Here is a 13427-nt window from a genome sequence, read left to right on the forward strand (position 1 = left end):
GCAGCTTTTGTTAGAGCCAGTTACGTCTTCCACGGCACGGTGACCGTATCCGCGATCCGGCTGTGGCTCCGCTCCTGAGCCCTTCCCGCATACTTCCGATTCACCTTGGCTTACCGCAGGAAGGGGAAGTTGGCGGATGTGTACTCGTCCGCGATGTTGAACACGCTTGAGCAGTGTGGGCATTCGGCCTTGCCGAAGAGGTAGGCGATTCCGTCGGCGAGGGCCTCGTGCCCGTCACGGACGGCAGCCTCGTGCATCCTCCGGCCGGTGCCGGAGAGTTCCTCGGAAGTTGCCGGCCGCAGGCCGCGACGGTCCACATCGCCCAGGCGCCAGTCCCGGATCGCTGCAGAGCGCCCGTGATCCCCGATGGCGATGGTCACTTCCACGGCACAGTGGGGGCAGGCCCAGGTGGTAGAAGTCGTCCGTGAAGTCCCCTAGGACGGCACTCCAGTGGTACTCCTCCTCACAGCGCCGTCACCTGACAGCGAAACCGAGAACCTACAGCAAATTGTCGGATCTCAAGTTCGGCTGCACAATCTCACCGCCCGCTTCATATCGACTGCACTCTCGACTCGCCGACGAACCCCGCCGCTGTCCTGTGGCAGTGAAGCTGCCGAATTCTCACTCGTTCTCGTTCGAGCTGTCGGATTCTCATCGCGTCACGCGCTGAGCGGCGAACGAGACTTCCCCAAGGCGACAACGGGATAGGTTCAGGCCGTGGACACATCCGAGATCACGATCAAGCTCACCTCCGACGAGGCGCTCGTCCTCTCGGAGCGCGGACCCTGCGTGAGCTAACCTGCAGGCATGCGCGGACAGTTCACCGGCTGGCCGGATCAGGCCATGGACGTGTTGTGGCAGCTCCAGGGCGAACCGACCCACGCGACCCGCGAGCGCTACCGCGCGGACCGCGAACGCCTTGTCCGGCAGCCGATGATCGCCCTGCTCAACGAGGTCGCGGACACCGACCCCCGATACGAGGACTTCTCCGTCTGGCACTACCGCACCGACTCCTGGTGGTGGCAGCACCAGAGCGCGGTGATCCGGCTCGGCCGCAAGATCGAGATCGGTCTCCGGTTCGCCCTGGACGGCCTGCGGATCCAGGGCGCCTGGTGGTACCCCGATCCCGGCCAGGTGGACATGTTCCGCAAAGCCGTGGCCTCCGAGGGGAGCGGCCGCGAACTGTCCGCCATCGTCGAGGACGTGCAGAAGAAGGGCTACGACATCTCCGGGGACGTGATGAAACGCCCCCCACGCGGCTACCCGACGAACCACTCCCGTACGAACCTGCTGCGCCACCGTTCGCTGATCGCCGCCCGCCCCCTCGGCTGCGAGGAGTGGCTGCACACCCCCGAGGCAGTCGATCGGGTCCTCTCGGCCGCCGCCGACCTGGACGCCCTGCTCATGTGGCTGGTCCGCCACGTGAAGCGCGCCGCCTGACGTCACGAGGGTGCCGCGCGGCACGGGAGGAACCACACCCGTGTCGCCAAACCTGGCGGGGATGCACCGCGAGCCGAGACAACCGCAGATGAAGCAGCGTGAGGCACCGCGAGAAGTCGCAGGTCACAGCTTCGGTGTATGCAGCGAAGCGCGAGACCCCACATCAGCCTACGATCACCACCGCCCCGAGGCGCTGCCGGTACGCCACGACGAGGGGTTTCGCACCGGCCGGTGCGGGCGGTCCCCTCGTGCGCCTGCGCGACTGCTACGCGCACTCACGGGCTTCCGCCTCCCGGCGGCGGGCGACGTCCCGGACGGCATAACCGCGGTAGTCGTCAGGCTTGCCGACCCGTCAGACTGGCACGGCTTCCCGCAGCACCTGCGCAGTCCGGTCGCAGATCTTCGCCAGCTGCTCGCGGAACGGGTAGATCTGCCCGGCCCCCGCTACGTCCCGCAGGGCCTTGAGGACCTCCACCCACTCCACCGCATCCCCGGGAAGTGTGTAGGGCTGGCCGGTCACCCTGACCGCCGGACGAGGCGGCGCGGGAACCGCGACGGTCAGGGTGCGGGTCATCGTCCGCTCCACCACTTCACGGACCGGGGCAGCCGTACGGCCTGCGGCCCTGACGGGCCACTCCGCCCGGGCCTGCACGGTATGCACCTCCCACGCCCGGGTGCCGCGCGCAGGTGTGCAGGTGTGCAGTACTTGGGTGGCCGGCCCCGGCCGCTGTACGTCATCGCCGGGCTGGACAGGCTTGCCCGGCCGGGATGATCCGCGAGGACGGGACAGTCTTCCCGGAGGTCTGCAACTCTCGGTGCACCCTACGGTCTCGGGGGTGGGACCAACCCTCCAGCCCACCAAGGGAGCGACCCGCCGACCACGGCGGGCCGCGCGGCCGGCGCCGCGCGGAACAAACACCGGACGCCCGCTCCCCTCACCCTCCGCTCTCCCGTTCCCTGCCCACCCACGACCTTCACCAGGTTCACGACGCGGGAGTTGAGCGGTTCAGTTGGCTGCTCTGGCAACTGAGTGCCAATGCATGGTGCCCTGCTCCCGAAAGGAGCAGGGCACCATGCGGCGAGGGGATCAGCCGATGTGGTAGACGGTGATGGTCACCTCACCGTCTGCACCGGGGATGTTGTACGCGCCGGGGCCGTGGAAGGGCTCGCAGCCTTCCGCGAGGACGTCGTCGGCGTTGATGCCCGTGTCGTCCTCACCCACGAAGGCACAGACTTCGGTGATGAGGTGGTCGGCGTACCGGTGCGTGAAGTCGGCCTCGGGGTAGCGCGGGACGGTGGGGGTGTTGATGTCCAGGTCCGGGTGCTCCCACAGAGGGGTCTGCCGGAGGCCGCCGTCGGTCACGTAGACCTTGCCGTAGGGCTCAGGCAGGTCGTTGTCGTCCTTCTCCTGGGGGTTGGAGAACTCGATCGAGTAGGTGACGAGCCCCCCGGGATACCGTGCCTGAGCAGCGGACTGCGCCTGAGCCGATCCGGCACTCACCACGCCGGCCAGCAGCAGGGCCGTCGAGGCGAGGGCCACCAGTCGGCCCATGGACATCGGACGCATCCCTGTCTCCTCTCACTCAACGTAGCCGTTTGACTACGCTCTGAAGATAGGGTGGACAGGAGGCCGATCCAGGGGGTGCATTGGTCAAACCACCTGGGCGTATGACGCCGAGGCTCTGGTCGCGGCGCGTGCGCGGGGTGGCCGCCCCTTGGCAGCGAAGAGAAGCGGGTTGGGGAACATTGCCACCCGAAGACAACGGCCAACTGTGCGGTTCTGACCGCTCTTCCGTGATGGCCACGGCTGAAGGACGCGGGCTCTGAGCAGAGCGAATGAGGCTCGACCGTACATTTGCCGCTTGATCGTTTTGATTCTGTTGACGTGTCCTTCCACGATGCCGGAGCTGTAGGGCAGGGTGAGGCCGGCGGTGACGGCGTGGAGGTCTTGGCGGATGGAGTCGGCGAAGATGCCAATGGCGTCGGGGCCGCCCAGCTCGGCCTTCTGGATCCAATCCCGGAGTAGGTGGCCGCGACGGTCGCGAAGCATGTCGGTGAACTCCCGCGCGAGGTCGCAGGCCAAGGCGATCTCGAGTGCTTCGGTTGGCCACATTGGCGCTCAAGAGTCGCCCGCATCTTCGCGATCAGCGTGTAGTGGGCGAGGAGTGACGAGGCGGAAAGGCTCGCCCCCGTCACCGGCAAGCACGACACCGGACTTTCCGCCATAGACCCAGTGAATCCCGACACGCCAAGTGATTTCCCCTGGCGCTTCCAGCTCGGCCTGAAGGACGAAGTACTCAGGGTCGTCCGGCGAAACCGTGTACGGGAAGTCCGGCACGCCCTCAGCCGGTTTCGGTATGGGCTCCGGGGCTCCGAGGTCCACACCGAGTTCCGGACCGCGGTAGAGAACGTCGAATGTGCGTCTGGGTTTGGGTCTTGGCTTGGGACTGGGGAGGATCTGAAGGTCGGGCGGAGTAGACGACCGTGACTCCACCTGCACAGTCAGGCCTGTCAGGACTACAGCGCGATCAACGGCAGCCTCAACGGTTAGGCGGACGTTCAGGGTCCGTACGCCAGCCCTTGGGCACTCGGGGCAGGCAGCGTGCCCTTCGGGCAGCGGGAGAATGAGGCCGTAGCTGTTGGTGACTCTGCTTTGCTGAGCTGTGACGACGATAGGAGTGAGCGGCGCAGGTTCAACTACGGCCTCTTGGCCACGTCTTACGGCGATGTCCGTGCCGCGCACCACGAGTCCGCTAACAGCGGAAGCGAGTCCTGCGAGAGCCGCCGCAGCGATCCACGCGCCGATCCCCGGCACTTCAATGGCAGCAAGAGCCGCGGCGAGAAGCAACGCTCCTGCCCCACACCACAGCAACAATCGACGAGATCGCACGGCACCGTCAGGCGCTCATGGTGCCTGATCCCGCCGCCTCGGTGCCGGCGACCTTCAGCCGACTGTCTGAGGTGTGGCCGACTGCGGTGCTGGCTTTGTCCACGAGATTGGGTTCTGGAACGCTTTCCGTGGAGCACATACGTTGAGTGACGGCTGTGGTCCGCGGCGGCCTCCGGGAAGTTGCCTGAAAATGATCAGTGCCGATCTCGGGGTGGCCGACAGTTCGACGTCGCGGAAGAGACATTGCTCCGGCTGGAAGCTCTGTTGTTCCCGTCCGTCGCGGACGTGACGGTGCTGTCGGTGGACACCACCCCCACCTGGCGAGGAACTTGCTAGGGCGTAAAGGGCAATCTGCCTACTTCATACGCCCTCTCAGATCCAGCCTCGCTTGGCGGCTTCGGTGCCCAGCTGAAAGCGGGTATCGAGGCCGAGCCGGGACGCGATCGCGGCGATGCGGCGGGTCACGCGCGCTCGTCCCCAGTTGCCAGGCGATCGCCTGGTCCTTGTAGCCCGCTTGCAACATTCTCAACAGCAAGAGATCGTCCGTGCTCGGCCGGTCGGGGGTCTCCGGGACCATCGAGACGATGGGTTGTGCCCGCTGCCAGTAGACGTCGAACAACTCGAGAATCGCATCGAGCAGACCCGACTGATGGACGACGGCAATCTTGTCGTAGCGTCCTCCGATCAGTGCGACCAGCGCGACACGACGGTCCATGATCCGCAGCCTGAACCGGCGCCGAACAATTTCGTACAGAAGCCGAGCAGGACGTCCTGGTCGGCAGTGATGACCACTGGCTGGATCGTGGACATGGCACTCCTGTCGAGAACGGTCGTGTCGCTGGGTAGAGCGTTCGAGGACGGTGAACTCATCGCATTCTCGTTTTCGGCCACCTGAGCGGGAGAGGCTGATGGACGAGCTCAACGCTCTGGGTGTGTCGGAGGCGAGGAAGTCGCCGGGGACGGCCGCTGGCCGCAGGCGATCACCCCGCCACGGTGGCGTCGACGGCACACACGGAGCGCGCGGCGTCCAGCGGCTCCTGCATGCCGGCCACCATCCAGGCGAAGCCGGGTGCCCCGCCAACCGGCACTCCGCGTCATTCCGAAGGAACGCGAAACTCGAATTCGGGACGGTCCCACGGCACGGCGGGCGGTTTCGCGAACGCGGTCCCGGTCCGCACCGCACCGACGCGGTGATAGAAGTCCTCGGCGGGAGGATGCGACACGACCTTGAGACGGTCGAGCCCGGCGGCACGGGCCTCGGACTGCATGTGGGCGACGAGCAGCCGTCCGATACCCCGTCCTTGCGCTTCGTCGGCGACGAACAGCAGGTCGAGCTCCGGTGGAGCGAGGACGAGCGAGTAGAACCCGAGGACCCGGCCTCCGTTCTCGTCGGCGCCGACGGCCACAAAGACGCGGTGGGCCTCGATGTAATCAGGACCGACCCGGTAGCCCGCGACTGCGGCTGCGTACCTACCCTCGTAGGCGCCTGAGCGACGCACGAGCCGCGTGAGCCGTTTGGCATCCCGCGCGACGGCCCTCCGTATCGTGATCGGCTGGCTGACCGGGGAAGTGCGTGAACCCATCGGGAGAGTATTTCGCACCGGGGAGTGCCTTCGTACGGCGGGTCGGCTGCTCGGGCAGGCGTTCCCGCACCGCTCCCGGGAACCGCTCGCCCAGGCCCCGATCGGCCACGTCACTGCCGCCGCATCGACCGCCCGCCGGCAGCAACTGGACGCCCGAACCTATGCGGAGGAGCTGGAGAACGACGTGACGCCTTGGTCTCGTTGGCATGCAGCCTCATCTGCTGGATGCGACTGAAGAAGCACCGATCATAATCGTGTTACCAGCTATAAACGGCGAGCCATCGAACCTGATCACGAATATCCGGACCTTGATTATTCCGCACCGAACCGCACGATAGGCTGAACCGTCTACCTCATCGCGCCATCCCCTGATGGTTTAGCAGGATAGGAGTGATTGCGATGCCCATGCCGGCCCACCCGCCGAAAAACCCATCAAGCCCCTTTTCGTCGTTCAGTGGTCACCATGTTGGTATCCGCGTTCCCGACTACGACGCGGCGAAGGCTTGGTACACGGAGAAGCTGGACTTCCGAGTACTCCAGGAGTGGCCCTACGGTGAGCTGAAGCTCGCGTACCTCTGCCCGCCCAACGATGACAACTTCCATGTCGAACTGCTGGCCGGACCGGTACCCTTCCCGAACGAGGTTCTCGACGACCTCGGAGTCAGCCTGCAGCACGGCGGCTACCAGCACATGTGCGTCTCTGTCGACGATGTCGACGAAGCACGTGCGGAGCTCGCTAACCGTGGTGTCGACCTTATCGGTGAACCTTTCGAGATCGAGGACATCAGCCGGCGACTGGCGTTCTTCCGTGACCCGTGGGGCAACATGATCGAACTGTCGCAGAAGCTGCCCGGCGCTGGCTCCTGATCAGCCTCATAACATCAGCATGCGCGCACACGGCCCAAGCCCCTTCCAACCAGGCTCGGGCCCCTGCACGACTCACAGGCTTCATCAGTTGCGCAGGCTCTTACTTGCCCACCGCACCGTCCGCGAAGAATAGCGCGTGCATTCCCCTACCGTGTGTTGCGATTCAGTCGAACAATAAAATCGTCGTCCACGATCCACGGCCGAGTACTCGCAGCCTCCCGAACGGCCGAATCATCACATCGTTCACGCCCACCCGGAGCACTTCTGCAAGATCGTGTCACAAGCTCTGCGACACCACCGAGCACTGCGGCTGCCGAATCAGGCGCTCCGCGGTTCCGCTTTGCGATCGAGTAGCTTCGCGCGGGCGAGACGGGGTGCTTCTGGTGCGCCGGGCTCGCCGTGTTCGCTAGCGTCTAACCATGTTGCATACGAGATTCACCGAAATGTTCGGTATCACCTACCCGGTGATGGCGGCCCCGATGGGATTGCACAGCGGCGGAACACTCGCCGCCGCGGTCTCCGCGGCCGGCGGGCTCGGCTCCTTCGGGGGCACACATCCCTGGAAAGGGCCTGACTGGATCCATGCGGAGATCGCGACCATCCGTGCCACGACTCACCGCCCGTTCGGAGTCGGCTTCATCACGCCGTTCCTCCCCTTCACCGAACCGCATTTCGAGGCCGCCCTGGAAGAGCGACCAGAGGTCATCGCACTGTCGTTCGCCGACCCGAAGCCGTGGCTTGCTCGCGCCAAGGCCGCAGGAGCCCGGGTGATGTGCCAGGTACAGAACTACGATGACGCACAGACGGCCGTCGCCGCGGGTGCCGATGTCCTCGTGGCGCAGGGCAGCGAGGCCGGTGGCCATACCGGGACGATGGGCCTCCTGCCGTTCCTGGCCGGGATCGTGAGGCGCTACCCCGATGTTCCGGTGCTGGCCGCAGGAGGCATTGGCGATGGCCGAACACTCGCGGCCGTCCTCACCGCCGGGGCGGACGGCGCCTGGCTGGGCACGGCGTTTCTCGCCACGCCCGAAGCGATCGAGGTACACGATGTCCACAAACGTCTGATCGTCGAGAGTGATGGCGGCGACACCGTATGGACGCGGGCCTACGACATTGTGTCGGGGCTGCCGTGGCCGGAGACCATCGGTGAACGAGTCCGCCGCAATCGGTTCACCGATGAGTGGTCAGAGCGCGAGGCGACGCTGCGGGACCGCAAGGAGGAATACGCGCCCCCGAGGGACGTCAGTCCCGTTGAGGGCCCGCCCGACCCTGACACGAGCGCGATTCTCTATGGCCAGTCGGCGATCTTCGTCGATGCCGTCCGTCCCGCCGAAGAAGTGGTCCGCACGATCGGTGACGAGGCCGAGGCAATCCTGGCCTCACGGCCTCGATCGCTGATGAGCTGACGAGCAACCCCCGCTCGCGTGGGGATGACGAGGCTCGACGACCCGGTCGTGAACGCCTGGGTCGCCACCGGCGGGAAAGCGGCGGGGAGGTGTGGCGGAATGCCGGTGGATGCGGTCGGCCGAGCTTGGGGAATGCATGGTTGCGGATGGCCTCTGGGAGCCGCTGACGGTGGCTGCTCTGTCATTCTCGTGATGTTGCCGAGGCATGCTCGGTGATGGCCTCGAAGAGGAGGAGGCCCTGATCCACCAGTTCCTCCCTTGAGATGCCCAGAACTCCGTTGAACCAGCTCAGCAGCATCTCGCTGACCGCGCCCACGACGGCCACGGACAGGGTGGTGGGGTCGATCCGGGGATCATGGAGCCCTTCCCTGAGGAGGGAGTCCACGAGGCCGCTCATGCGCTGCAGGCCCAGACGCCGTTCGCGTGCTGTGAGGGGACCGGCCCCCAGGGATTCCGTCAGTTTGACGCGCCCTTTTCTCGGGTCTTCCAGAGGGAGCCCGGTGATGACGTCGATCATGTTTCGAGCCCGGTCGCGTAGCGGCTGGTCTGTGGCGATCGCCTCGGTGCACCGGGTGATCTGTTCCTCGTAGATGTCTCTCATGAGCGCTGCCATGAGATCGTCGAGGGACGTGAAGCTCTCCGCAAAGTACCTGTCCTTCACTCCGGCGTGGCGGAGTACCGCACGGATGGAGGTGTGGGCGTATCCCTGGCTGGAGAAAAGTTCGAGACCGCTTTCCATGAGGCGCCGACGACGGAGCGAAGCGCGCTCATCCGCCGTGGCCCCGCCATATGTCCTCACGATGTGCCAACTCTCCTTGAGGCGTCCAGCTCATGGTGCGAGGTCACGCACCGGGGCCCGGCCTCCCGACCGGGTTGCTCAGTGGCCTCGTGGGAGGTTTTGAGCCGTCGGTCTGGCCCTCATCTGGGGCGGCCAAGGCATTTTCACCACGTTTCACCCATCTGGTGACAGATTACCCCAGATGGGTGTAGCGTCGACTTTATTCAGTCGTGAACCATGAAAGCGCTCCCCAGGGGCGGTACCCAGCCGCAAGGGGCGTCGCAGATGTGGCCCACCCGCAGGCTCCACGCGCCGGGCCACTGCGCAGGAAAGTCATGACCGGCAGCGGCCTGCGTACCGCGCTGAGCACCCTCGTGCCCGCCGGTCATCCACGTATCGAACACCACGGAATGTCGTGGTCCCAAGGCCATGCCGTGGGGAGAGTTCACCATGGATCCCAACCATCTGTTCATCGGCGGACGCTGGGTGCCCACGTCCGGTGACCGTGTCATCGACGTCGCATCCGCGAGTACCGGCGATCATCTCGGTGCCGTGCCGGACGGTTCCCAGGACGACATCGACCGGGCGGTCGGAGCCGCTCGTGCCGCATTCGACGCACCGACCGGCTGGGCCTCCTGGGGCCCTGAACATCGCGCGGCCGCCATGATCCGTCTCGCGGATGCGCTCGATGCCAGGAAGGGGGCGACCGCCGCCGCCGTCAGCGCGCAGAACGGCATGCCGATCACTGTCGCCCGGTCCTTCGAAGGTGTGGTGCCGTCAGCCCTGCTGCGCTACTACGCGGGTCTGGCCGACAGCATGACGTCCGAGGAACTGCGTACCGGACTGCCCCGTGGCACCACCCTGGTCCGCCGGGAACCCGCAGGCGTCGTAGCCGCCATCATGACCTGGAACTTCCCTCAGACCATCGCCTTCTTCAAGGTGGCCCCGGCTCTGGCGGCCGGTTGCGCGCTCGTCGTCAAGCCGGCTCCGGAGACGGTCCTCGACTCGGTGCTGCTGGCGGAGGCCGTCGAAGAAGCGGGCATCCCCGACGGCGTGATCAACATCGTTCCGGGCGGCCGCGACACCGGCGCCTATCTGGTCTCCCATCCTGACATCGACAAGGTGTCGTTCACCGGATCCACCAGAGCGGGGCGCCAAGTGGCCGCAGCGTGCGCCGAGTTGCTGCGACCGGTGACCCTGGAACTGGGAGGCAAGTCCGCCGCCGTCGTTCTCGACGACGCCGACCTCGCCGCGAACGCAGAGCAGTTCTTCACGGCCAGTCTGCTGAACAACGGTCAGACCTGTTACGCGAGTACCAGGATCCTGGCCTCCCGCAGCAGGTATCGGGAAGTGGTCGAGTTCTGTACGGCGATGGCCCATGACGCCGTCGTCGGTGACGCGCTCGACCCCGCCACCCAGATCGGCCCCCTCGTCAGCCAGCGCCAGCGCGAACGGGTCCTGGGTTACATCAAGACCGGCCTCAACGAAGGGGCGCGGCTCACCACCGGAGGAGGCCGGCCACCCGGCCTGGACCGAGGCTGGTTCGTTGAACCCACCGTATTCGCCGACGTCGAGAACTCATCGACCATCGCGCAGGAAGAGATCTTCGGCCCGGTCCTCACGATCACGCCCTACGACGGCGAGGACGAGGCAGTGCGCCTGGCGAACGAGTCGGCCTACGGCCTCGCCGGCACCGTCTGGACCACGGACCTGGACCACGGTGCCCAGGTGGCCCGCCGTCTGCGGACCGGCACCGTCGGGCTCAACGGCTATCTGCCCGACCTCACCTCCCCCTACGGAGGCAGGAAGGCCAGCGGGCTCGGCAGCGAACTGGGGCCCGAGGGGCTTCACGCATACCAGCAACTCCAGTCGATCTACCACCCCTGATGCGACAGCCGGCATCCGTCGCCCGGCTCGGGCGAGTCCGGGCTGCGGCCGTCCGCCAGGCGAGGAAGTCAACATGAATTCCACCGGAACCGAAGGATTCGACTACGTCATCGTGGGGGCCGGCAGCGCCGGTTGCGTACTCGCAGACCGCCTGAGCCGCGACGACCGCGTCCGCGTGCTACTCCTCGAAGCGGGCGGCCCCGACACCGACGAACTCATCCACATCCCAGCCGCGCTCGGAATGCTCTTCGGATCGCATACCGACTGGAGCTACCGGACGGTCGAGCAGCCCCAGCCAGGGCGCACCTTCTCCTGGCCCCGGGGCAAGACACTGGGCGGCTCGTCGTCCACCAACATCATGATCTATACCCGGGGCAACCGGCACGACTACGACAGCTGGCGTGACGAGCACGGTGCGAAAGGCTGGGGCTACAACGACGTCCTGCCCTATTTCATGAAGTCCGAGTCGAACCGCCGCCTCGGCGAGCCCTACCACGGTTCGAACGGCCCCCTGCACGTCGAGGACCGCGTCTACACCCACGAACTCTCACAATCCTGGCTGGACGCCGCCGTGGAATGGGGACTGGACCGCAACGACGACTTCGCGGGTGCGTCCCCTGCCGGCGCCGGCCTGTACCAGGTGACATGCCATCACGGGCGACGGTGGTCCACAGCCGACGCCTACCTGCGCCCGGCCCTCGGCCGACCCAATCTCACGGTACGCACCGGCGTCCTTGCAACAAAGATCACACTCGACGGATCACGCGCGGCCGGCGTCACCTGTCTCCGGGACGGACGAGAACGGACGGCCCACGCCGACAGCGAGATTCTGCTCTGCGGCGGATCCATCAACTCGCCCCAGCTGCTGCTCCTGTCGGGCATAGGCGATCCCGGCGAACTGCACGATGTGGGCATAAACGTCCGAGTACCCCTGCCCGGGGTCGGGCGTAACCTGCAGGACCATTTGATGACTCCCGTCGTGTGGGAGACCCGGAACTCCACTGACATCGTCCGAGACCTGCTCACCCCGGACAACCTCGAACGGTGGCGCACACACGGCGACGGGCCCTTCGCCTCCAACTACGGCGAGGTCGGCGCGTTCCTCAACGTCACGGACGGCCAAAGCCGTCCTGACGTCCAGCTGGTGGGAGGGGCCACGGCACTCATTCTCAGCGGTGAGGAAGGACCCGACCGGCCGGTGTTCACGATGAACTGCGTCCCCCTGCACCCGCAGACTCGCGGCACCGTCCGTCTCGCGTCGGCTGATCCTCAGGCCCCACCGCTGATCGATCCCCGATACTTCGACGTGCCCGCGGATGCGGCGGTCATGGTCGCCGGACTCAGAGCGGTCATGGGCATCGCCCACTGCGCACCGTTCGCCGAATACCTGGCGCGGTCGTACCTGCCGGCCAGTGACGACCTGGACTGTCTGGACGGCTTGGGCGACGCGGCTTTCGAAGAGCACGTCCGCAGATGGAGTGCCACGGCCTATCACCCAGTGGGCACCTGTGCCATGGGAACCGGACACGACTCCGTCGTCAATTCGGATCTGGAGGTCTACGGAGTCGAGCGACTCCGCGTCGTCGACGCCTCGGTCATGCCGACTGTCACCAGTGGAAACACCAACGCACCCACGATCATGATCGCCGAAAAGGCTGCCGAGCTGATCGGGGAGCAGCCTCGCTGAACTCGACGTTGCTGAAGCCCTGCCTCGCGGAGAATGCCTGACCAGCCAACAAAGCACCTACTACTGAGATTGAAAGCGTGATGTCGTTGCAAGAAGGCGGCCCGGTCCGTCCGGGGCCGCCTCCTTGCATGCTGCGCTGCGGCCGGTCGTTGTCGGCTTGGCCTAGGCGTCGGGGGACTTCGCGGCCTCACGGATCACATCGAGGACGAAGTCAGGATGCGAGAGCATCGGAATGCAACTGCTGTCCACGGGAGGGATCTTGGCGCCCATGCGCTCGGCGACGGACCGCTCCCCCTGGACAGCCATGACGGCGTAGATGCAGGGAGGGCCTCGCGGATGAACGGGTCGATAGATCAACGGACCGCACTGCTCATGCTCGTTGGTTGCGGCACCGTGTACGTCGCCTTCGAGCACCCGTCGTTGGCCCCGCCCTCGTCGCCGGTGTTGCCGTGGTGACACTGCTCCACCTCGTTGTGCGAGGGCGCTAACGCCGGGCCCATCCCTGAACGCAGACACCCCCGCCGGAACGAGCCGGCAGGGGTCCGCATCAGTCCCAGCGGTCACATACGTGTCACCAACAGGGTCGATGCAGCTGCGCTACAAGGACCTGACCAGGCCAAACACTCCCAACTTGGACCCCGTGGACGCCAGAAGACGGTTCTGACTACCTGTGCCAGGTCCGCAAGGAGCGACCGCGCGCTGAGCCACTGCGCGCTCTGCCGCAGCACCGGCAGCCTCAGCACTGGCCTACCGGCCCGGTCGCCTGCGCCATAGGGTTGCTGGGTCTGGGGACAGGTCGTTCCCTGACCCAGCTGCCCCCACCCCAGACAGGTCGGAAGGCCGGAAAACCGGGGCACACGCCCCGTGTCACCGATTCAGGATTCGTCAG

The 13427-nt window shown here is 66.1% G+C and carries 12 protein-coding genes and 1 pseudogene; 5 read left to right on the forward strand and 8 right to left on the reverse strand.

Annotated elements, in window-relative coordinates:
* Positions 1 to 110 precede the first annotated feature (110 nt).
* The gene (locus ACWGJB_RS47430; RefSeq protein ID WP_453386249.1) at positions 111 to 257 is read right to left on the reverse strand and encodes a hypothetical protein; all 147 of its coding nucleotides are present in this window, start codon (positions 255 to 257) and stop codon (positions 111 to 113) included.
* A 550-nt stretch (positions 258 to 807) separates the two neighbouring features.
* Here ACWGJB_RS47430 and ACWGJB_RS47435 point away from each other — a divergent pair.
* Complete coding sequence (locus ACWGJB_RS47435; RefSeq protein WP_453386250.1) at positions 808 to 1440, forward strand: DUF2461 family protein; 633 nt, start codon at positions 808 to 810, stop codon at positions 1438 to 1440.
* Positions 1441 to 1792: 352 nt separating this feature from the next.
* On the opposite strand, the gene ACWGJB_RS47440 is transcribed toward ACWGJB_RS47435, so the two are convergent.
* From ACWGJB_RS47440 to ACWGJB_RS47460, 5 genes and pseudogenes are all read right to left on the reverse strand, one after another.
* The gene (locus tag ACWGJB_RS47440) at positions 1793 to 2014 is read right to left on the reverse strand and encodes a hypothetical protein (RefSeq protein WP_453386251.1); all 222 of its coding nucleotides are present in this window, start codon (positions 2012 to 2014) and stop codon (positions 1793 to 1795) included.
* Between the two features lie 513 nt (positions 2015 to 2527).
* Positions 2528 to 3007: a hypothetical protein gene (locus tag ACWGJB_RS47445; RefSeq protein WP_453386252.1), complete on the reverse strand. Its 480-nt coding sequence runs from the start codon at positions 3005 to 3007 to the stop codon at positions 2528 to 2530.
* A gap of 237 nt (positions 3008 to 3244) precedes the next feature.
* Positions 3245 to 3553: pseudogene (locus tag ACWGJB_RS47450) on the reverse strand (transposase); the annotation flags it as partial.
* A 1132-nt stretch (positions 3554 to 4685) separates the two neighbouring features.
* Positions 4686 to 5045, reverse strand: a complete 360-nt coding sequence (locus ACWGJB_RS47455; RefSeq protein WP_453386253.1) for a hypothetical protein — start codon at positions 5043 to 5045, stop codon at positions 4686 to 4688.
* A 379-nt stretch (positions 5046 to 5424) separates the two neighbouring features.
* Positions 5425 to 5913, reverse strand: coding sequence for a GNAT family N-acetyltransferase (locus ACWGJB_RS47460; RefSeq protein WP_453386254.1), 489 nt, complete (start codon positions 5911 to 5913; stop codon positions 5425 to 5427).
* Between the two features lie 399 nt (positions 5914 to 6312).
* Here ACWGJB_RS47460 and ACWGJB_RS47465 point away from each other — a divergent pair, with 399 nt between their 5' ends.
* Both ACWGJB_RS47465 and ACWGJB_RS47470 read left to right on the forward strand, forming a co-directional pair.
* The gene (locus ACWGJB_RS47465) at positions 6313 to 6780 is read left to right on the forward strand and encodes a VOC family protein (protein ID WP_453386255.1); all 468 of its coding nucleotides are present in this window, start codon (positions 6313 to 6315) and stop codon (positions 6778 to 6780) included.
* A 443-nt stretch (positions 6781 to 7223) separates the two neighbouring features.
* Positions 7224 to 8186, forward strand: a complete 963-nt coding sequence (locus ACWGJB_RS47470; protein ID WP_453386256.1) for an NAD(P)H-dependent flavin oxidoreductase — start codon at positions 7224 to 7226, stop codon at positions 8184 to 8186.
* Between the two features lie 181 nt (positions 8187 to 8367).
* Here ACWGJB_RS47470 and ACWGJB_RS47475 read toward each other — a convergent pair whose 3' ends face one another.
* On the reverse strand, positions 8368 to 8985 hold the full coding sequence (locus tag ACWGJB_RS47475; RefSeq protein WP_453386257.1) for a TetR/AcrR family transcriptional regulator: 618 nt from the start codon (positions 8983 to 8985) through the stop codon (positions 8368 to 8370).
* A 429-nt stretch (positions 8986 to 9414) separates the two neighbouring features.
* On the opposite strand from ACWGJB_RS47475, the gene ACWGJB_RS47480 reads away from it, so the two are divergent.
* Together ACWGJB_RS47480 and ACWGJB_RS47485 are read left to right on the forward strand one after the other, a co-directional pair.
* Positions 9415 to 10851 carry an aldehyde dehydrogenase gene (locus ACWGJB_RS47480; protein WP_453386258.1) on the forward strand — a complete coding sequence of 479 codons (1437 nt, stop codon included), beginning with the start codon at positions 9415 to 9417 and terminating at the stop codon, positions 10849 to 10851.
* Between the two features lie 73 nt (positions 10852 to 10924).
* A complete protein-coding gene (locus tag ACWGJB_RS47485; protein WP_453386259.1) occupies positions 10925 to 12538 on the forward strand; it encodes a GMC family oxidoreductase in 1614 nt (537 codons plus the stop codon).
* 162 nt (positions 12539 to 12700) lie between these two features.
* Here the strand turns inward: ACWGJB_RS47485 and ACWGJB_RS47490 are convergent, their stop codons facing one another.
* Positions 12701 to 12844 carry a hypothetical protein gene (locus ACWGJB_RS47490; RefSeq protein ID WP_453386260.1) on the reverse strand — a complete coding sequence of 48 codons (144 nt, stop codon included), beginning with the start codon at positions 12842 to 12844 and terminating at the stop codon, positions 12701 to 12703.
* Between the last annotated feature and the right edge of the window lie 583 nt (positions 12845 to 13427).

It is taken from the genome of Streptomyces sp. NPDC054813, from assembly GCF_053611365.1.

Coding starts and splice junctions, on each gene's coding strand:
- ACWGJB_RS47430 (WP_453386249.1), bottom strand. CDS start 257: ATGCACGAGGCTGCCGTCCGTGACGGGCACGAGGCCCTCGCCGACGGA.
- ACWGJB_RS47435 (WP_453386250.1), top strand. CDS start 808: ATGCGCGGACAGTTCACCGGCTGGCCGGATCAGGCCATGGACGTGTTG.
- ACWGJB_RS47440 (WP_453386251.1), bottom strand. CDS start 2,014: ATGACCCGCACCCTGACCGTCGCGGTTCCCGCGCCGCCTCGTCCGGCG.
- ACWGJB_RS47445 (WP_453386252.1), bottom strand. CDS start 3,007: ATGCGTCCGATGTCCATGGGCCGACTGGTGGCCCTCGCCTCGACGGCC.
- ACWGJB_RS47455 (WP_453386253.1), bottom strand. CDS start 5,045: ATGGACCGTCGTGTCGCGCTGGTCGCACTGATCGGAGGACGCTACGAC.
- ACWGJB_RS47460 (WP_453386254.1), bottom strand. CDS start 5,913: ATGGGTTCACGCACTTCCCCGGTCAGCCAGCCGATCACGATACGGAGG.
- ACWGJB_RS47465 (WP_453386255.1), top strand. CDS start 6,313: ATGCCCATGCCGGCCCACCCGCCGAAAAACCCATCAAGCCCCTTTTCG.
- ACWGJB_RS47470 (WP_453386256.1), top strand. CDS start 7,224: ATGTTCGGTATCACCTACCCGGTGATGGCGGCCCCGATGGGATTGCAC.
- ACWGJB_RS47480 (WP_453386258.1), top strand. CDS start 9,415: ATGGATCCCAACCATCTGTTCATCGGCGGACGCTGGGTGCCCACGTCC.
- ACWGJB_RS47485 (WP_453386259.1), top strand. CDS start 10,925: ATGAATTCCACCGGAACCGAAGGATTCGACTACGTCATCGTGGGGGCC.
- ACWGJB_RS47490 (WP_453386260.1), bottom strand. CDS start 12,844: ATGGCTGTCCAGGGGGAGCGGTCCGTCGCCGAGCGCATGGGCGCCAAG.